This window comes from Acidovorax sp. Root219 (genome assembly GCF_001428665.1).
Taxonomy (GTDB): Bacteria; Pseudomonadota; Gammaproteobacteria; order Burkholderiales; family Burkholderiaceae_C; genus Acidovorax.
In genome coordinates this window covers 401,935-420,348 of the sequence record NZ_LMIJ01000001.1, presented here as the reverse complement: position 1 = coordinate 420,348, position 18,414 = coordinate 401,935, and the positions used below count along the sequence as shown (strand labels likewise).

19 protein-coding genes are annotated in these 18,414 nt (G+C 68.4%); 15 read left to right on the top strand and 4 right to left on the bottom strand.

What is annotated here, in order from left to right; translation table 11 throughout:
• From ASE28_RS02025 to ASE28_RS01970, 12 genes are all read left to right on the top strand, one after another.
• The gene (locus ASE28_RS02025) at positions 1-654 is read left to right on the top strand and encodes an amino acid ABC transporter permease (protein WP_057264197.1); all 654 of its coding nucleotides are present in this window, start codon (positions 1-3) and stop codon (positions 652-654) included.
• 52 nt (positions 655-706) lie between these two features.
• Positions 707-1,513: a transporter substrate-binding domain-containing protein gene (locus ASE28_RS02020; protein ID WP_057264195.1), complete on the top strand. Its 807-nt coding sequence runs from the start codon at positions 707-709 to the stop codon at positions 1,511-1,513.
• A 25-nt stretch (positions 1,514-1,538) separates the two neighbouring features.
• The gene (locus ASE28_RS02015) at positions 1,539-2,318 is read left to right on the top strand and encodes an amino acid ABC transporter ATP-binding protein (RefSeq protein WP_057200995.1); all 780 of its coding nucleotides are present in this window, start codon (positions 1,539-1,541) and stop codon (positions 2,316-2,318) included.
• Between the two features lie 69 nt (positions 2,319-2,387).
• Complete coding sequence (locus ASE28_RS02010) at positions 2,388-3,131, top strand: sugar phosphate isomerase/epimerase (protein ID WP_057264193.1); 744 nt, start codon at positions 2,388-2,390, stop codon at positions 3,129-3,131.
• Positions 3,128-4,087 (top strand): sugar kinase, encoded by a 960-nt coding sequence (locus tag ASE28_RS02005; RefSeq protein ID WP_057264191.1) that lies wholly within the window; start codon positions 3,128-3,130, stop codon positions 4,085-4,087. Before ASE28_RS02010 ends, ASE28_RS02005 begins: the two co-directional genes overlap by 4 nt.
• Positions 4,084-5,070 carry a D-glycerate dehydrogenase gene (locus ASE28_RS02000; protein ID WP_057264189.1) on the top strand — a complete coding sequence of 329 codons (987 nt, stop codon included), beginning with the start codon at positions 4,084-4,086 and terminating at the stop codon, positions 5,068-5,070. Before ASE28_RS02005 ends, ASE28_RS02000 begins: the two co-directional genes overlap by 4 nt.
• Positions 5,067-6,170, top strand: coding sequence for a LacI family DNA-binding transcriptional regulator (locus ASE28_RS01995; protein WP_057264187.1), 1,104 nt, complete (start codon positions 5,067-5,069; stop codon positions 6,168-6,170). Before ASE28_RS02000 ends, ASE28_RS01995 begins: the two co-directional genes overlap by 4 nt.
• A gap of 110 nt (positions 6,171-6,280) precedes the next feature.
• A complete protein-coding gene (locus tag ASE28_RS01990) occupies positions 6,281-7,030 on the top strand; it encodes an HAD family hydrolase (protein WP_057264185.1) in 750 nt (249 codons plus the stop codon).
• An 84-nt stretch (positions 7,031-7,114) separates the two neighbouring features.
• Complete coding sequence (locus ASE28_RS01985) at positions 7,115-7,954, top strand: DUF2189 domain-containing protein (protein WP_057264364.1); 840 nt, start codon at positions 7,115-7,117, stop codon at positions 7,952-7,954.
• Positions 7,951-8,163, top strand: coding sequence for a DUF2788 domain-containing protein (locus ASE28_RS01980; RefSeq protein WP_057200989.1), 213 nt, complete (start codon positions 7,951-7,953; stop codon positions 8,161-8,163). The genes ASE28_RS01985 and ASE28_RS01980 overlap by 4 nt, the downstream gene beginning before the upstream one ends.
• A gap of 60 nt (positions 8,164-8,223) precedes the next feature.
• A complete protein-coding gene (locus ASE28_RS01975) occupies positions 8,224-9,735 on the top strand; it encodes a M14 family metallopeptidase (protein ID WP_057264183.1) in 1,512 nt (503 codons plus the stop codon).
• An 83-nt stretch (positions 9,736-9,818) separates the two neighbouring features.
• Positions 9,819-10,991 (top strand): AAA family ATPase, encoded by a 1,173-nt coding sequence (locus tag ASE28_RS01970; protein WP_057264181.1) that lies wholly within the window; start codon positions 9,819-9,821, stop codon positions 10,989-10,991.
• A gap of 22 nt (positions 10,992-11,013) precedes the next feature.
• On the opposite strand, the gene ASE28_RS01965 is transcribed toward ASE28_RS01970, so the two are convergent.
• Both ASE28_RS01965 and ASE28_RS01960 read right to left on the bottom strand, forming a co-directional pair.
• Entirely contained in the window at positions 11,014-11,733 is a 720-nt protein-coding gene (locus tag ASE28_RS01965; protein ID WP_057264179.1) for a DUF899 family protein, read from the bottom strand.
• A gap of 116 nt (positions 11,734-11,849) precedes the next feature.
• The gene (locus ASE28_RS01960) at positions 11,850-12,383 is read right to left on the bottom strand and encodes a hypothetical protein (protein WP_157421815.1); all 534 of its coding nucleotides are present in this window, start codon (positions 12,381-12,383) and stop codon (positions 11,850-11,852) included.
• 328 nt (positions 12,384-12,711) lie between these two features.
• Between ASE28_RS01960 and ASE28_RS01955 the strand changes: the two genes are divergently transcribed.
• From ASE28_RS01955 to ASE28_RS01945, 3 genes are all read left to right on the top strand, one after another.
• Entirely contained in the window at positions 12,712-13,026 is a 315-nt protein-coding gene (locus tag ASE28_RS01955; protein WP_057264175.1) for a hypothetical protein, read from the top strand.
• Positions 13,027-13,293: 267 nt separating this feature from the next.
• Positions 13,294-14,799, top strand: coding sequence for a serine protease (locus tag ASE28_RS01950; protein WP_057264173.1), 1,506 nt, complete (start codon positions 13,294-13,296; stop codon positions 14,797-14,799).
• Positions 14,796-15,776: an FHA domain-containing protein gene (locus ASE28_RS01945; protein ID WP_057264171.1), complete on the top strand. Its 981-nt coding sequence runs from the start codon at positions 14,796-14,798 to the stop codon at positions 15,774-15,776. Before ASE28_RS01950 ends, ASE28_RS01945 begins: the two co-directional genes overlap by 4 nt.
• A gap of 93 nt (positions 15,777-15,869) precedes the next feature.
• On the opposite strand, the gene ASE28_RS01940 is transcribed toward ASE28_RS01945, so the two are convergent.
• Together ASE28_RS01940 and ASE28_RS01935 are read right to left on the bottom strand one after the other, a co-directional pair.
• Positions 15,870-16,910, bottom strand: coding sequence for a tripartite tricarboxylate transporter substrate-binding protein (locus tag ASE28_RS01940; RefSeq protein ID WP_082607842.1), 1,041 nt, complete (start codon positions 16,908-16,910; stop codon positions 15,870-15,872).
• A complete protein-coding gene (locus ASE28_RS01935; RefSeq protein ID WP_057264169.1) occupies positions 16,907-18,352 on the bottom strand; it encodes a sensor histidine kinase in 1,446 nt (481 codons plus the stop codon). The genes ASE28_RS01940 and ASE28_RS01935 overlap by 4 nt, the downstream gene beginning before the upstream one ends.
• Between the last annotated feature and the right edge of the window lie 62 nt (positions 18,353-18,414).

The following is an 18,414-nucleotide window of genomic DNA, read 5'->3' as shown; positions in this document are numbered from 1 at the left end:
ATGCGCACTTTTGGAGTTTCCGAGTTCTGGTTCATCGTGCAGGCCGCCCAGTGGACGCTGGCGCTGTCGGCCATGGCCTTCGTGGGCGGCTCGCTGCTGGGGCTGTTGGTGGCGCTGGCGCGCACCTCCGAAAACACCGCTGCGCGCTGGGCCGCCACCCTGTTCATCCAGGTGTTCCAGGGCACGCCGCTGTTGTTGCAGCTGTTCCTGATCTTCTTCGGCGCCCCGGTGCTGGGGCTCGATATCAACCCCTGGCTGGCCGCAGGCATTGCGCTGGTGCTCAACAGCGCGGCCTTTCTGGGCGAGATCTGGCGCGGCTGCATCGAGGCCATTCCGCGCGGGCAGTGGGAGGCAGCGCAGGCGCTGAACCTGAACTACCTCTCGCGCATGCGCTTCGTGGTGCTGCCCCAGGCCTTCAAGATCGCGCTGCCGCCGACCGTGGGCTATGTGGTGCAGATCATCAAGGGCACCTCGCTGGCCGCCATCATCGGTTTCACCGAGATCACGCGGGCGGGCCAGATCATCAACAACGCGACCTTCCAGCCCTTGCACGTGTTCACCACCGTGGCGGCGCTGTACTTCGTTATCTGCTGGCCGCTGTCGCTGCTGGCCGCCCGCATGGAGCGCAAGCGCGCCCGGGTGCTGGCGCGGTGAATTCTTCTTTTCCCAAGCGTGCATTCCATACCAACCACACAGGAGACATGAGATGACCTTTTCGCACTATCGCCGCACCACCACCGCTGCCCTGGCCGCCCTGGGCCTGAGCGCCGCGCTCACCGCCTTCGCGCCGCTGGCATCCGCGCAGAGCACGGCCGACATCAAGAAGAAGGGCGAGATCACCATCGGCATGCTGGTGGATTTTCCGCCCTATGGCACGACCAACGCGCAGAACCAACCCGATGGCTATGACGCCGACGTGGCCAAGCTGCTGGCCAAGGACCTGGGCGTCAAGGTCAACCTCGTGCCCGTCACCGGCCCCAACCGCATTCCCTTTTTGCTGACCAACAAGGTCGATGTGCTGGTGGCCTCGCTGGCCATCACGCCCGAGCGCGCCAAGCAAGTGCAGTTCTCGCAGCCCTATGCGGCCGCCACCATCGTGCTGTACGGCAAGACGGGCAGCACCATCAAGAGCGCGGCCGACCTCAAGGGCGTGCGCGTGGGCGTGGCCCGCGCTAGCACGCAGGACGTGGCCGTGACCAAGGCTGCACCCGAGGGCACCGAGATCCGCCGCTTCGACGACGACGCATCGGCCATGCAGGCGCTGATCTCGGGCCAGGTGGACGCCATCGGCTGCTCGGTCACCGTGGCGGCCCAGATCGCCAAGCGCGTGCCCGCCAACACCTTCGAGAACAAGTTCAACCTTCTGCAGCAGGCCATGGGCATTGCCATGCGGCCTGGCCAGGACGAGCTGCACAAGGCCATGGACGAGTTCGTGGCGCGCAACACGGCCAATGGCGAGCTCAACAAGCTGTATCGCAAGTGGCTCGAAACCGATCTGCCCAAATTGCAATAAGAACAAGGACAGGGAGATTTTCGCCATGACGGACGCAGTCACGACCACCCCCGGCACGCAGCCGATCATCCGCATGGAGGGGGTCAACAAATGGTTCGACAGCTTTCAGGTGCTCACCGACATCGACCTGTCGGTGCGCGCCGGCGAGCGCATCGTGATCTGCGGCCCGTCGGGTTCGGGAAAGTCCACCCTGATCCGCTGCATCAACCGGCTGGAGGCCGTGCAGAAGGGCCGCATCGAGGTGGACGGCATCGATCTGACGGCCGGCGGCAAGAACGTGGATGCCGTGCGTGCCGAGGTGGGCATGGTGTTCCAGCAGTTCAACCTGTTCCCGCACCTGACCATTCTGGAGAACTGCACCCTGGCGCCGATGCGGTCGCGCGGCATGGGCCGGGCCGAGGCCGAGGAGGTGGCGATGAAGTACCTCACGCGCGTGCGCATCCCCGAGCAGGCGCACAAGCACCCGAGCCAGTTGTCGGGCGGGCAGCAGCAGCGTGTGGCGATTGCGCGCGCGCTGTGCATGGCCCCCAAGGTGATGCTGTTCGACGAGCCCACGTCTGCCCTGGACCCCGAAATGGTCAAGGAAGTGCTCGACACCATGATCGGCCTGGCCGAGGACGGGATGACCATGCTGTGCGTGACCCACGAGATGGGCTTTGCCCGCAGCGTGGCCGACCGGGTGATCTTCATGGCCGATGGCAAGATTCTTGAGCAGGCGCCGCCGGCCGAGTTCTTTGGCCAGCCCCGGCACGAGAAGACCCGCCAGTTCCTGGGCCAGATACTCTCTTCCCATCACGCGCATTGAGCTGTGGTGGGTGAACGCACTGCGCCGCAGCGCCCTGGGCGCGCGGGCATGAAAAATGAAATGCAGCCAATGAAGGTACTTATTTCCCTTTCTTCCTTCGGCGCTGCCGAAGTGGGGCGCCACGGGCAGCTGTGGTGTACTGAACTGGCCCGCGAGGCCGGCGCCGACGGCGTGGAGGTGCGCGGCGAAATGCTGCGCGACGCCGCGGCCGAGCTGCCAGCGCTGGCGGGCAAGGCAGCGGTGTACTCCAGCCCCGAAGGGCTGTGGGCGATGGACGGTGCGCTGGACGAAGCCGCGCTGGCCCGTGGCATGGCGGCCGCGCGCACCCTGGGCGCGCCGCGCCTGAAGATGGCCATCGGCGGCTTTGGCACGGGCTCGCACGGCTCGCTGGTGCGCCTCAAGGACCTGCTCGCACAGGCGCCGGCCGAACTCGTGATCGAGAACGACCAAACCGCCACGGCCGGCACGCTGGCGGCCATGGAGGCCTTCTTCGTGGCGCAGGAGCGCGCAGGGCTGGACCTGGGCATGACCTTCGACATGGGCAACTGGCACTGGCAGGGCGAGTGCCCGCTGCAGGCCGCACAGGCCCTGGCCCACCGCGTGCGCTACGTACACTGCAAGGGCGTGCAGCGCCTGCCCGGCAAATGGGTGGCGGTGCCCCTGGCCGATTCCATCGCGCCCTGGCGTGCCATCCTGCGGGCGCTGCCTGCGGACGTGCCGCACGCTATCGAGTACCCGCTGGTCGGCGACGACCTGGTGGCGGTGACGCGCGCGCAACTGGCCGTGATCCGCGATGCACGGAGGCAGGCATGAGTGCAGCAACAGACACCACCTTCGACGTGGCCTTGTTCGGCGAGGCCATGCTGCTGCTGGTGGCCAACGAACCCGGGCCGCTGGAGCATGCCACGGGCTTCCACAAGCGCACGGCGGGTGCCGAGACGAATGTGGCCATCGGCCTGGCGCGCCTGGGCCTGAAGGTGGGCTGGGCCAGCCGCCTGGGCACCGACTCCATGGGCCGCTCGCTGCTGGCCACCATGCAGGCCGAGGGCATCGACTGCTCGCACGTGACCTCCGACGCCACGCAGCGCACGGGTTTCCAGTTCAAGGAGCGCGTGACCGATGGCCGCGACCCGAAGGTCGAATACCACCGCAAAGGCTCGGCCGCCAGCCAGATGGGCCCGGCCGATGTGGACGAACCCTGGCTGCGCAGTGCGCGCCACCTGCATGCCACGGGCGTGTTCGCGGCGATCTCTGAATCCAGCCTGCAGGCGGCACAGCGCACGCTGCAGGTGATGCGCGCTGCGGGCCGCACGATCTCGTTCGACCCCAACCTGCGGCCCACACTGTGGTCCTCGCCCGAGGTGATGCGGCACCAGATCAACGAGCTCTCGCGCTTTGCCGACTGGGTGCTGCCGGGCATGGAGGAGGGCGTGTTCCTCACGGGCGAGACCACCCCCGAGGGCGTGGCGCGCTTTTACCGCGCGCGGGGCGCCAGGCTGGTGGTCGTCAAGCTGGGCGCGCAGGGTGCCTATTTCGATAGCGATGTGGCTGGCATTGGACATGTCGCGGGCTTCCCCGTGGCCGAGGTGGTGGACACCGTGGGTGCGGGCGACGGCTTTGCCGTGGGCGTCATCAGCGCGCTGCTGCAAGGCCGCAGCGTGCCCGATGCGGTGCGCCGCGGTGCCTGGATTGGCGCCCGGGCCGTACAGGTGCTGGGCGATACCGAGGGGCTGCCCACGCGGGCGCAGCTGGAGCAGGCCGGCCTATGAGCCGCAAACAGGTGCTGGTGTTTCGTGACCTGCCGCCGGACCAACTGGCCCGCCTGCAGGCGGTGCATGAGGTGACCGTGGCCGACCCGCGCCAGCCGGAGCAGCGCGCCGCGTTCGATGCCGCGCTGGCCGAGGCCCATGGCCTCATCGGCGCCAGCTTTCCCATCAGCGCCGAGCTGCTGGCGCGTGCGCCGCAGCTGCAGGCCATCTCCAGCATCTCGGTGGGGGTAGACAACTACCCGCTGCAGGCCCTGCAATCGCGCGGCATCGTGCTGTGCCACACGCCGGGTGTGCTCGACGAGACTGTGGCCGACGCGGTGTTTGCGTTGCTCATGGCCACCTGCCGCCGGGTGGTGGAGCTGTCGCAGATGGTGCGCGAGGGCCGCTGGGACCGCAACATCGGCGAAGACCTGTTCGGCGACGACGTGCATGGCAAGACGCTGGGCCTGCTGGGCTTTGGCCGCATCGGCCAGGCCGTGGCGCGCCGGGCCGCACTGGGGTTTGGCATGCCGGTGCTGTACCACGCGCGCCGCGCTGTGGACCTGGCGGGGCAGGCGCCCGCGCTGCTGGGCCGGGCCGAGCATGTGCCGCTCGATGGCCTGCTGGCGCGCGCGGACATCGTGGTGGCCCTGCTGCCGCTGTCGGACAGCACGCGCGGCCTGGTCGATGCGCGGGCCTTTGCGGCCATGAAGCCGGGCGCCATCTTCATCAACGGCGGGCGCGGCGCCACGGTGGTCGAAGACGACCTGCTGGCCGCGCTCGACCATGGCACGCTGCGCGCCGCGGGGCTCGATGTGTTTGCCACCGAACCCTTGCCGCTGGCCTCGCCGCTGCGCACGCACCCGCGCGTGACGCCGCTGCCGCACATCGGGTCGGCCACGCATGGCACGCGCCATGCGATGGCCCGGCTGGCGACGACGAACCTGCTGCAGGCGCTGGCCGGCGAAAAGCCCACCGCGCTGTACGGGACAATCGGCGCATGAACAGCAAGCCGCGCGCACCCTCCGCCAAGGCACCTGCCGCCGCCCCTGTCGATACGGCTGGCCGTGACCGGCCCACCATTGCCGACGTGGCGGCTGCGGCCGGCGTGTCCAAGGCCACCGTGTCGCGTTTCTTCAACCACCGCGAGCGCCTGCTCAGCCCCGATATCGCCGCCCGGGTCGAGGCCGCTATCGCCCAGCTCGGCTATGTGCCCAGCCCCATGGCCCAGGCCCTGAGCCATGGGCGCTCGCGGCTGATCGGTCTGGTGGTGGCCGACATCACCAACCCCTTCTCGGTGGCGGTGCTGCGCGGGGCCGAGGAGGCCTGCCAGGAGGCCGGCTACCTGGTGATGCTGTTCAACCTGGGCAATGACCGCCAGCGCGAGCGCAGCGCCATCGATGCATTGGCCAGCTACCAGGTGGACGGCTTCATCCTCAACACCCAGGGGCAGGACGAGGGCCATGCCGAGCTCAGCTCTTTGCATGGCCGACCCGCCGTGCTGGTGGACCGCCGGCATACCGGCCTGGAGGCCGACTTCGTGTCGCTGGACAACCCCGGCGCCATGCGCGCCGCCTGCACGCACCTGATCGATGGGGGCTGGAGCGAGCTGCTGTACGTCACCCAGCCCCTGGCGGGCGTGAGTTCGCGCCTGGAGCGGGCGGCCGCGTTTTCGCAATGCGTCAGCGCGCGCGGGGCTGGTGTGCAGGGTGCGGTGCTGGAGCTGGTCGATGCGTCGGACGAGGTGCTGGATGCCGCCCTGCGGGCGCTTCGGCAAAGAGCTGGGGGCAGGGCGCGTGGCGCTGTCGTGGCGGGCAATTCCGTGGTCACCTTGCGGGTGGCGGCCGCCATGGTGCGGCTGGGCTGGGCCTTTGGCCGCGATATCGGCTTTGCCGGCTTCGACGACCCCGAATGGGCACCCTTGATCGGGCCGGGATTGACCACGGTGGCGCAGCCCACCCATGCCATCGGCCGGTGTGCGGCGCAGTGCCTCATCGAGCGCATGCAGGGCCTGCAGGCGCCTGCGCGGGAGCGCCTGCTGCCTGGCAAGCTGGTGGTGCGGGGATCGTCCGTGGCCGCAGTGCGCGGGGCTGGCGATCGGTAAGGGTTTGGCGTGCTGCGCGGCCCGGCCTGCCGGATGCTGCGTTATCCTTCGCGGCGGCCGATTGGCCGCAGCCCGGGCTTCCGGGCCGTGAATCTTTTGGGTGGTTTGCCATGCCTGCTCTCTCCTTGGATATTTCCCGCATCCGCGCCATCAGCATCGATCTGGACGACACGCTGTGGCCCATCTGGCCCACCATCGAGCGCGCAGAAGCCGTGCTGCTGCAGTGGCTCGCCGACCACGCACCCGCCACGGCCGCGCTGTTTTCTGACACGCAGGCGCTGCGTGCCATCCGCAACCAGATGGTCACGCTCAGGCCCGACCTGCTGCACGACCTGAGCGCGCTGCGCCGCGAGTCCATCCGCCTGGCGCTCACCCAGGCGGGCGATGAGCCCACCCTGGCCGAGCCCGCGTTCGACCTGTTCTTTGCCGAGCGCCAGCGCGTGGAGCTGTTCGCCGACGCGCACGACACGCTGGCCTTTCTGGCCGCGCGCTACCCGGTGGTGGCTTTGTCCAACGGCAATGCCGACGTGCACCGCATCGGCATCGGCCACTATTTCAAGGCCAGCATCAGCGCCACCGCCTTCGGCATCGCCAAGCCCGATGCGCGCATCTTTCACGCCGCCGCCAGTGCCGCGCAGGTGCAGCCGCACGAGGTGCTGCACGTGGGCGACGATGCCGCGCTGGACGTGCAGGGGGCTCTTGCTGTCGGCATGCAGGCCATCTGGCTCAACACGCCGAATAACCCCTGGGCCCATGACAAGCATGGCGAGCCGCCGCATGCCACGGTGGGTAATCTCACGGCCATCCGCGAGCTGTTGGCTGCAATCCCCGTAGTTCCGGCGGAGCCACCCCAGCGCTGAAGCGCGCCTGCCGTCGCTCGGTGCGGCATTTTCTTGTCGCAGATCAAGACGCGGCTTGCGGCTGCGCGCGAGACTCGGGCCACCATGCGCCCAAAGCCCCGTCCGTTCCTGCCGCCCGTGCGCTCCATCGGCCTGATGCAGCCGCTGGCCTGGCTGGCACTGGCCTGGCGCGACATGGTACGCACCGGCTGGCTCAGCTTTGCGCACGGCCTGGCGGTGGCGCTGTTCGGTGGCGTGCTGCTGGCGGTTGCGCACCACCGCTTCTGGCTGCTGGCCGGTGCGCTGTCGGGCTTTCTGGTGGTGGCGCCGGTGCTGGCCACCAGCCTGTATGCGCTGAGCCGGGCGCTGGAGCGTGGCGAGCCCGCCAACCTGGCCCTGGTGCGCCGCACCTGGCGCGACTGGCAGCGCAGCCACCCCGCCAGATGGGGTGGCCACGGCTACTGGTGCCTGGTGCAGTTCGGCCTGCTGCTGGCGCTGGCGGCCACCGGCTGGGTCATCACCTCGGCGGCGCTGATCACGCTGCTGGCACCCGTGCCCATACTCACGCCGCTCGATTTCATGCACCACGTGGTGCTCGCGCCCGACAGCCGCCTGTTCGCGCTGTGGCTGGCGCTGGGCAGCCTGCTGGCGGCGCCCATCTTCGCCTCCAGCGTGGTGGCCATGCCGCTGCTGCTCGACCGCCGTGCCACGCTGCGCCAGGCCGTGCTGACCAGTTGGCAGGCGGTGCTGGCCAACCCCTTGCCCATGGCCCTGTGGGCGGCGCTGATCCTGGGCTTCACCCTGCTGGGCCTGGCATCGCTGTTGCTCGGGCTGATCGCGGTGATGCCCATGCTGGGCCATGCGAGCTGGCATGCCTACCGCGACCTGGTCGATGCCTCGGGCCTCCCGGAGCGCGATGCTGCCGACACGATGGAGCGGCCATGATCTTCGGCTTCACCGAGGCGCAGATCTCGGGCTTCTTCCTCACCTATGGCATAGGCGCCTTCATCGCCTACATGCTGTTCATCATCGGTCAGCTGGCATGGGAGTCCAAGGCGGGGCGCTTCGGCACCTTCGTGCTGTTCCTGGGGCTGGGCGTGGGCTTCATCGGTTTCATCGCCAAGGTCTTGATCCAGTGGTGGCTGGAGCGGTGAGACCGTTTGCGACAAAGTGGTGATGGTGCGCTTGGCACAACTGGCTCTAACATCCGGGCCATGTCTTCATCCACGACCACCCCACTGCTCACCCGCGCCGAAACCAGCGCCTATACCGAGACATCCACCCACGCCGACGTGATGGCCTATGTGCAGGGCCTGGCGGCGCTGGGCGATCCGCGCCTGCACGTCAGCGATTTCGGTGCCTCGCCCGAAGGGCGGCAACTGCCGCTGCTGGTGCTGTCGGCCCAGGGCCACCACACGCCCGAGGCCGCGCAGGCCAGCGGCCTGCCCGTGGTGCTGATCATCTGCGGCATCCATGCCGGCGAGGTGGAGGGCAAGGAGGGCGTGCTCATGCTGGTGCGCAACCTGCTGCGCGGCGACCATGGCGACGAACTTCTCGCGCGCTGCGTCCTGGTGGTGGTGCCGCTGTTCAACCCCGATGGCAACGACCGCATGAGCGCCGACCACCGGCCGCTGGACATCGCCCACCTGCGCGGGCAGGACGGCCCGGCCCTGGTGGGCACGCGCACCAACGCCGCAGGCGTGAACCTCAACCGCGACTACATGCGCCAGCAGGCGCCCGAGATGCGCCTCTTGCAGCAGCGCGTGTGCCAGCCCTGGAACCCGCACCTCACGCTGGACTGCCATGCCACCAATGGCTCCATCCACCGCTTTGCGCTGACCTACGACATCCCGCACACCGAACACACGGGCCGCGCCGAACCCGTGGCCTACATGCGCGATCGCATGATGCCCGCCGTGCAGGCCGCAGTGAAGCGCACTGAGGGCCTGGACACCTTCTGGTACGGCAACTTCGTGCGCGACGAGGGCGGCCAGGGCCAGGGCTGGATCACCTACACCCACCACCCGCGCTTTGGCTGCAACTACCGCGGCCTGACCAACCGGCTCGATGTGCTGCTGGAGGCGTACTCGTACATCAGCTACCAGGAGCGCGTGGAGGTGACCTATGCAGTGCTGCGCGAGGCCCTGGTCTATGCCGCCGCCCACGGCCAGGAGATCGTCGACCTGCTCGCTGCCTGCGCGGAGCCACCCGAGCAGATCGCCATCCGTTACGCGCTCGAAGCCGTGCCGGATACCACCGTGGAAGTGCTCACGCGCGAGCCCTACACACTGACGGGCGCCCCCATCAGCGTGCAGGTGCCGCACTACGCCCACTTCGTGCCCACGGCCACCGTGCAGCGCCCCTGGGCCTACGCCATGCCCCAGGCCGTAGCCGACTGGCTGCAGGGCCATGGCCTGCGGACCACGCCCGTGGCGGCCGGCACCGTGCTGGAAGTGGAGGTGCCCGTGATGCAGCACCCAGTGGCCGAGCCCGGCCCCGCCATCCTCGAAGCCCAGGCCAGCACCCATTGGCAGGCCAGCCACCAGCGCACCCAACGTGCCCTGCCCGAAGGCTGGTGCGTGGTGCCCACCGGCCAGCGCTACGGCGCCATCGCGGTGGTGGCCTGCGAGGCCGAGAGCGACGATGGCGTGGTGGCCAATGGCATCGTGGCCGAGCCGGTGGCGGGCGAAGAAATGACCGTGTGGCGGGTGCTCACGGCGGTCTGAGGCGCACTGCGGAGAAGCAATCGGCCGATTTTGTTGATTTTAGCGATTTGTACTAATTATTGGTTTTGACTAAAATAAACTAAATGGACCTTTTTCACCGCCCCGCACTGGCCGAACAGATGGCCAAGCAGTTGCTGGAGCCCGGCCTCCTCGACCAGGGGCTGCGCTCGGGCCTGTTCCTGTCGGGCCTGCGGCGCACCGGCAAGACGACCTTTCTGCGCCAGGACCTGATCCCCGCGCTGGAGGCCAAAGGCGCCATCGTGATCTATGTCGACCTGTGGGCCGACACCAAGGCCGACCCGGCCACCCTGGTGCACGCGGCCATACGGCGTGCGCTGGCCGACCTGCAGACACCGGCTTCGGGCGTGCTGGGCCGCCTGGCGCGCCTCAAGGGGGTGGACGTGGGGGCGGCGGGCTTCAAGTTCGGCTTTCAGCTCAACGAGGTGGGGGCCAAGGGCGGGGTCACGCTGGCGCAGGCGCTCACGGAGGTGATCGAGCTGGCCCGCACCGACCTGGTCCTGATCGTCGACGAAGTGCAGCAGGCGCTGGCCGGCGACGATGGCGCGCAGATGCTGCTGGCCATCAAGGCCGCACGCGATGCGATCAACCCACGGCCTGATACACCCGGGCATTTCCTCTTCATCGGCACGGGCTCGCACCGCGCCCAGGTGGTGGGCATGACGCTGCAGGGCAAGCACGCCTTTGCCGGTGCCACCTCGGTGGAATACCCCACGCTCGATGGCGACTACGTGGCTTATGTGCTGCAGGGCATTGCCGAGGAGGGCGCCCCCGTGCTGCCCAGCCTGCCCGTGGCCACGGCAGCCTTCAACCTGCTGGGCCGCCGGCCCGAAGAACTGATCCGCGCCCTGCGCCAGCTGCAGCGCGAAGACCCTGCCGAGGCCGACCGCCTGCTGCCAGTGATCGCCTCCACCCTCAAGGGCGCGGCCGCCGATGTGGAGCTGCGCAAGCTCGAAGACCTGGGTGTGCTCGCCGGCGCGATCTTCGACCGCGTGGCGCGCGTGGAGGGGGACGCGACCGGCCTCTTCACTGCCGACGCCCTGGCCGACTATGCGTCCACCGTGGGCCGTGAGGTCACGGCCGACCAGGTGCAGCGCGTGTCGGAAGAACTGCGCGACGCCAACCTCATCGTGCGCAAGGGCCATGGCACCTATGCGGTGACGGATCCGTTCGTGCAGCAGGCGTGGCGCGAGCGCAGGGCGCTGACTGCGTCGCCTGCCGGGATCGCGAAAAACTGAGCGCCTGAGCAGAACACCCTGCTCAATATTTCAGCTTCGGATACCAGTCCTTGGGCCGCCCCCCAGGCGTCAAATCCAGCACCGACCACAGCGCCGCAATGTCCGGCGCATCGCGCGGGTCCTGGCCCGGGTCGGCCATTTCCTTGGTCATTTCGCTGGCCCAGAACAGGCGTACCTGGTCGCCGTCGCGTTGGAAGACCACGAGCGCCGGGTACTCGCTGCCATCGTCCATCAGGATGCCCAGGTCCTTCGCATAGTCGTCTCCTACTGTCTGCACGAAGTTCAGGTCGCGCCAGCCGCGCTCCTGGGCAAAGGCGTACTGTCGTTCCACGGGCGAGCGGCCCAGGATCTTCAGGGCCACGCGCTGCTTGATGTCGGCCGCGTTGCCTTCGACCGAACCGAGCCAGTTGGTGCACATGGGGCAGGGGCGCTCGCGCTGGGGGCCGTACATCCAGAAATACGTCACAAGCGTGTCCTTGTCGCCGAACAGGTCGATCAGGCTGGCATCGAAGCCCTGCTCGTCCTTGAAGCGGTAGTCCTTGGCGATCACCGGCCCCGGCGGCAGTGCCTGGCGTTGCGCGACGAGGCGCGTCATGTGGCGGCGAAATTCGATTTCTTCGGCCAGCAGGGCCTGGCGGGCGGTTTCGTATTCGGCGGATGCGCCAGGGAAGGGGGTCCTTGCTTTTTCAGCCAGCTGCGCTGCTGGCTTCAAGGCCTTTTCCGCATTGCTCGTCGTCGTCATTGTCGCTCTCCTGGGTAGCGGTGGACCGATGGAGGATCGACTATGCCGGGATATCTCGTCGCCGTGGGTAGGAGAAACGCCCGCCTGCTCGGCACGCCTTCAGGATCGGACGTTGGCTATTCCCCCGCCACCGCAATCGTCTGCACGCTCTTCCTCAGCTCCTTCTCCACCAAAGGGAACTCGCTCTTGGTGGAGTTGAAGTTGAAGACCAGCATCTTGCCCCGGTGGGGGGTGACCATCATGATGTTGTAGATGTCGGTGTCGATGGCGCGCGAGGTCATCTCGAAGTAGATCCACTGCTGGCCCTGCATGTCCAGGAGCTTCTTTTCCTTCCAGTCGATGCCGGGGATGATGCGGTCGAAGAGGGTTTCGAATGTGGCCTTGACGTGCGGCAGCTTGTCCTTGGGCAGGCCCTGGGGCTTGAGGTCGAAGGCAATCGTGGTGGTGCGCCGCGCGTTGCCCACCACGAAGGCCGGGCCGCGGTTGGAAGGGTACTTGTTGCCTATCTCTTCCGCCGTCAGCTGTGTAAAGCCGTCCGGCGCGTTGAAGGACACGCCCGCATCGGGAATGGTGAACGTGGCTGCGCTGGCAGCCGTGGCGGTGAGTGCCGAAGCCGCAGCCAGGCACAGGGTGGCGATCCAGGATGTCATGGTGGTCGGGCACATCACGAGCGATCCAGCCGGGGCCTGTTGTGGGCCCTGGCCTCCCTTCGTCGTTGAGCCGGTTTTTGTGGAGACGCCAGTATCCACACCCATCGGCGCTTTGGCGCGCGGTTGCAGACTTTTACTATTTGGTAAGTGCGCAGTAGTTCACACAAATGGGGGATTGCAGCGACCGTTCTGTCAACCAACAGCCAGAACTGGCAATCGGCTATCGCGGTCAGGCGCGCAGCCCCAGGCCCTGCGCCACGCGCCGGTAGTCCTGCAGGCATCCCGGGTTGCAGGTGGGAGGTATGCGTTTTGAGATACAAACACCCCCATGCCCTTGAGTCCACCCCAGCCGCCTGCCTTCAAACCCACCTTCTTCCACGTGCCGCCCGGCCCCGTGGCGGGCCCCTTGCAGTTGTTGCCCATCAACGCCGCCGTGGTGGCCGTGCACACGGCCACTGGCGCACATGTGGGCTCGCTCAAAAAGGTGGGTGGGACCTGGAAGTTCAAGGCCATGGGCTACGACGGTGACGGACGCATGGAGCCGGGCCATGGCCCGCTGACGGACCAGCACAACATGCAGTTCGGCACGCCCGATGCCGCCGAGGTGAGCGCCAGGTTGCTGGGCGCGCTGGGGAGCACTTAGTGTCCTGTCCCGCAAATAAATGCCAATAAAACCGCGTCTTTCACGCCAGGGCCGCGTTGAAATCCTCGCGATAGCTACGGCTATCGCTGCGGTTTGCGCCTTGCCCTGGCGCGAAATCCATCGGTTTTATGTATGGCATCTATTTGCGGGGCAGAACACTAATAGGGGCGGTCAAAAAAGCCCCAGCGATGGTCCGCCTGGATGGGCCGCAACCCTGAACTGCCCGTACAGCGTGGGTGCGGTGCAGAGCGTCAATAGAATGCCACGATGCCTTTCCTTTTGACCTGCTCGCTGCGGCGTGCCGCAGCACCCCTTCTTGTGCTGGCCTGTACTGTGGCCCACGCCCAGAATGCACCCCACCCCGCGACTGCCCCCACGGCCGTGACTGCGACCGCCGGCGCGCCCGCCATTCGCGCCACAGGCGCGGCATTGCCTGCGGCGCCGGCATCCAAAGCGATGCCGCCCGCTGCAGCGGGCGTCGAGCCGGTGGACAGCAGCGTGGGTGCATCGGGGGCAGCGGCGGCTGCCGGTGCCGCAGCTGTGCCCGCTGCACCCCTGTCTCGCGATGCCCGGCGCATCTATGAGCTGTCGCGCGACAAACTGGTGCAGATCCGCACGCTGCTGCGTAATGCCGACACCCAGGCGTCGATCGGCTCGGGGTTCTTTGTCTCGGCGGACGGCCTGATCGTCACCAACTTCCATGTGGCCAGCCAGCTGGCGCTGGAGCCCGAGCGTTACCGCGGCGTGTACGTCACGATGGAGGGGCTGGAGGGCGAGGTCGAGCTGCTGGCGTTCGACGTGCAGCGCGACCTGGCGGTGCTGCGCGCCAAGGCCCGCACCGCAGCGGCGCCGGTGCTGAGCTTTCGGCCCGCCGCAGAGGCCTTGGCACAGGGCGAGCGCATCTACTCGCTGGGCAACCCGCTGGATATCGGCTTTGCAGTCACGGAGGGCACCTACAACGGGCTGGTGCGGCGCAGCTTCTATCCGCGGATTTTCTTTGGCGGCACGCTCAACCCCGGCATGAGCGGTGGCCCCTCGGTGGACGATTCGGGGCGGGTGCTGGGCGTCAACGTGGCCAAGCGGCTCGATGGCGAGCAGGTCAGCTTCTTGATCCCCGCCGAGTTTGCGCAGGTGCTGGTGCAGCGCGCGGCCGGCGCAGTGCCCATCACGCAGCCCGCGTACGCGGAGATGACAAGGCAACTGACAGGGCACCAGCAGGTGCTGACCGAGCGGTTTCTGAAAGCGCCGTTTCGTGAGCAACGCCACGGCAACTACCGGGTGCCGGTGCCCGATGACGCGCTGGCACGGTGCTGGGGATCGGGGCGCGACCCGAACTTTCCGGGTTTGAACCTGGAACGCACGCAGTGCCAGGCTGACAGCGATGTCGTGGCCGGCGACTACAGCACCGGCACCGTGCGCCTGGCCTATGAGGCCTACAACGCCCCCACCTTGAGCGCGGCGCGGTTTGCCCGGGTGTTCTCGCAAAGCTTTGCCAACGAGCGGTTCCAGACGCGTGGCAACCGCCACCAGACCGCCGTTGAATGCAGCGAACGTTTTGTGGACTCCGGCAGCCTGCCGCTGCGGGCGGTGGTCTGCATGTCGGCCTACCGCAAGCTGCCCGGCCTGTACAACATGACCGTGCTGACAGCCTCGGTCAACCAGCCCACGCAAGGCATCCTGGGCCGCCTGGATGTGCAAGGCATCGCTTTTGACAACGGCATGAAGCTGGCCAGCCACTACCTCAAGGCGTTTCGCTGGGAGGCCGCACCATGACGCCCACCCTTGGCCTCATCGAAGCCTTTGACCGCCACGGCGCGCTGCTGGCACGCGCCCCCATCACCCGCTGGCCCGTGACGGTGGGCAGGGGCCTGGACTGTGACCTGGTGCTGGACGATCCGTTCGTCGCGCCCGCGCACCTGCGCATCGACCGCCTGGAAGATGCCTCGCGCGCGATACAGGTGGAGGTCCTGCACACCCGCAATGGCGCGCGCCTGCAGCGCAAGCACTACGCCCAGGGCGAGCGCTTCGACTGGCCGGGCGGCACGCCCATCGACCTGGGCCACACCCACGTCGCGCTGCGCCTGGCCGATGCCCCCATCGCCGACGAACAGGCGCTGCCCCAGTTTCCGTGGAGCACGGTGGCCACCACGGCAGCGCTCATGGTGCTGGTGCTGGCGGCGGCATTGGGGTCCGCGTGGCTGGAGGCCCGCGACGCGTCGCAGTATCTGAAGTCTGTTCCTGGCATGGTGCTTGGCCTGCTGGCCAGCCTGGGCGTATGGTCGGGCGCATGGGCGGTGGCCAGCAAAGTGTTCGGCGGCCAGCTTCGGTTCTGGCGCCATGTGCGCATCGCCTGCACTGCCGCCTTGGCGGTGGATGCGGTGCACCTGGTGGCGAACTTTGTGGCGTTCACTTTCTCGTTGGAATCCTTTTCGCGGTTTGCCAATGTGCTGGTGGCGCTGGTGGTGGCGGGGGCGTTGTATGCCCACCTGTCCACAGTGCTGCCGCGCCGCCGCGTCGGTTTGGCCTGGACGCTGGCTGCGCTGGTGGCATTGGGATTGCCGTCGTGGCTGGGTGCGCAGTGGCTGAACAACATGCGCCTGTCGAATCGGCTGTACATGAGCAGCCTGTTCCCACCAGGCCTGCGCGTGGCGCCGGCCGTGCCCGTAGACCAGCTTCTGAAAGACACCGAGTCGCTGCGTGGCAAGCTGGATCGCCGGCTGCGTGATGACGGTCAGGCGGAAGACGAATAGGAGCGGGGAAAGAATTCAGCGAAGCGGTTCTGGCCAGGCGGCGTCGCAGGCAGTACGACAAGACGCCGCCCGCCCTGTCAACGGAACAACGGATCAGCGCGGCCAGGTGCGCAGCCCCAGGTCCTGCGCCATGCGCCGGTAGTCCTGCAGGCTGCGCTGCACGAAGCCGTCGAGCGCTGCGCCGGTGAGGGCAAAGGGGTACAGGCCGTAGCGGCTGCACAGCGCGGCGTAGCCGGGTGCGGCCATGGCGGCCTCGAAGGCGCTGGTCCAGGCGTGCACGGCGGCCTCGGGGGCGGTGGCGGCCATGTACAGGCCGCGCACGGTGGGCCAGACCAGGTCCACGCCCTGCTCGCGTGCGGTGGGCAGGCCGGCCAGGGTGCCTTGCAGTCGCTCGGGTGCCAGCACGGCCAGAAAGCGCAGCGGCAGGCCCTGGGCAACGGCCTGCATGGCTTCGGCCGCGTCGCCGGTGAAGATGTCGAGGTGTCCGCCCTTCAGGGCCTTGAGCGCCTCGCCACCGCCTTCGAAGGCGACGAAGCGCATCTTCTTGTGGTCCTGCCCCGCAGCGCGCACCAGCTGCGCGGCCTTGATCCAGTCCTGGCTGCCGATGGTGCCCCCGGCACCGAAAACCACGCGGGCCGAGTCGCGCTTCAAGGCCGCCACCACCTGCGCCAGACCCTGGTAGGGCGCATCGCGGTGCACGGCGATCACACCGTAGTCGGTGCCCAGCGTGGCGATGAAGCGCAGCGCGCTGACGGGGTGTGGGCCGAAGCGGCCCTGCGCGATGTTGAGCAGCGAACCGCTGGAGAAGGCCACCAGCGTGCCCGGCCCGCCCAGGCGCCCCGTGGCCACCTGGTCGAAGGCCACGGCGCCGATGCCGCCCGGCAGGAAGCGCGTCGGCAGCGGTGTGCGGCCCGGCCGCACGGCCTGGATCGCATCGGCCGCCAGCCCGCAGGTCAGCCCGAAGCCACCACCGGGCTTGGAGGGGGCCACGCATTCGCCGGGCTCGGTGCTGGCATCGGCCGGTGGTGCTGCGCATGCAGCAGAGGCTGCGAGGCCGCCACCCAGCAGCGTGGCCAGTGTGCGCAGCATCCGGCGGCGTGCAGCGAGGGCGTTGTAGTGGGGCGTGTTGTTCATGGCTTGGGCCACCAGAGTATGGCCAGCAGGCCGGGGCTGTCCACCCGTGCCTCCAGCCGCAGCGCGCCGCGGTGCCGCTCGGCGATGGAGCGCGCAATCGCCAGGCCCAGGCCAGAGCCCCCGGCCGCCGCCTGCGACCCGCGCCGGTAGCGCTGGCCCAGCGCAGCACGCTCCTCGGGCGCCATGCCGGGGCCGTTGTCCTCCACGTTCACGCTCCAACCCAGGGCGTCGCCCGCAGCCGACAGGGTGATGGTGCCGTGCGCGGGTGTGTAGGCGATGGCATTCGCGGCCAGGTTGGTGAGGGCCTCGCGCAGCAGGCCGCTGTCGGCCACGGCCATGAACTCCGGGGTGTGTGTGTGGATGCCGAAGTCGATCTGCTTGGCGCGCGCCTGGGGCAGCAGCTCCAGCGCCACGGTTCGCAGCAGTGCGGCCAGGTCGAAGGGCGCAAACTCGACTGCCGCTGTGTCGCTGCGGCCCAGGGCCAGCAGCTGCTGCGTGCTGCGCGTGGCGCGCGCGATCTCGCCGCCGATGGCGGCCAGCGCGTCCTGCACCTGCGCGGGGTCGGGCTCGCGGCGCGCGTAGTCGATCTGCATCTGCAGCGTGGTCAGGTGCGTGCGCAACTGGTGCGAGGCATCGTCGAGGAACTGCCGCTGCTGCGCCACCAGCGCCTGGGTGCGCGCCATCTGTTCGTTCACCGCCGCGACCAGGGGGCGGATGTCGGCGGGCAGGTCGGTGTCGGCAATCGGGGTCATGTCGTCGGGGCTGCGCTCCTGCACGCCACGCGCCAGGCGCGACAGCGGGCGCAGCGCAACCGCCAGCGTGGCTGCGGCGCCCAGCAGCATGAGGGCCAGTACCAGGCCATCGCGCAGGGCCGCGCGCTGCACGAAGCGGCGCGTGAATTCCTGGCGCGACTGCGTGCTCTCGGCCACCTGCACGAGCACGCTGCCCGGGCCGTCTGCGGTGGCCGGTATGGCGCCATCTGTGGCGTCCACCATGCGCCGGTAGGCCGCCAGGCGCACGGATTCGCCGAAGTAGGTGGCGTCGTAGAAGCGGGGCACGCCGGGCTCCAGCGTGCCGGGGGGCAGGGGCAGGTCGGCGTTGCCCAGCTCCACCAGGCCGTCGGAGGATGCCACGCGGAAGTACACGTGGCCGCTGGCGGTGAGCTCGAAGAATTCGAGCATGGTGTAGGGGAGTTCGGCGGACAGGCCGCCGGAGGCGGTGGAGATGTTGGCGTCTATTGATTTGAGCGCGCCTAGCAGGGAGCGGTCGTAGGCGGCGTTGGCGGCTTCGAGGGCGTCGTGTCTTGTCATCCACAGTTCCACGCAGGTGACGAGGGTCAGGACGGGGAGGAGGAGGAGGGCCAGGAGGCGCCAGAGGCTGGTGCGGCGCAGCCTGGCCCAGGGACTGCTGGGGGCTGTGCTGGACGGTGTTGTTTGAGCCATCTCAGTTGTCTGCTGACGGATGGAAGGATGGCTCTGCGAGTGGTCGCTCTGTGCTTCTTTTT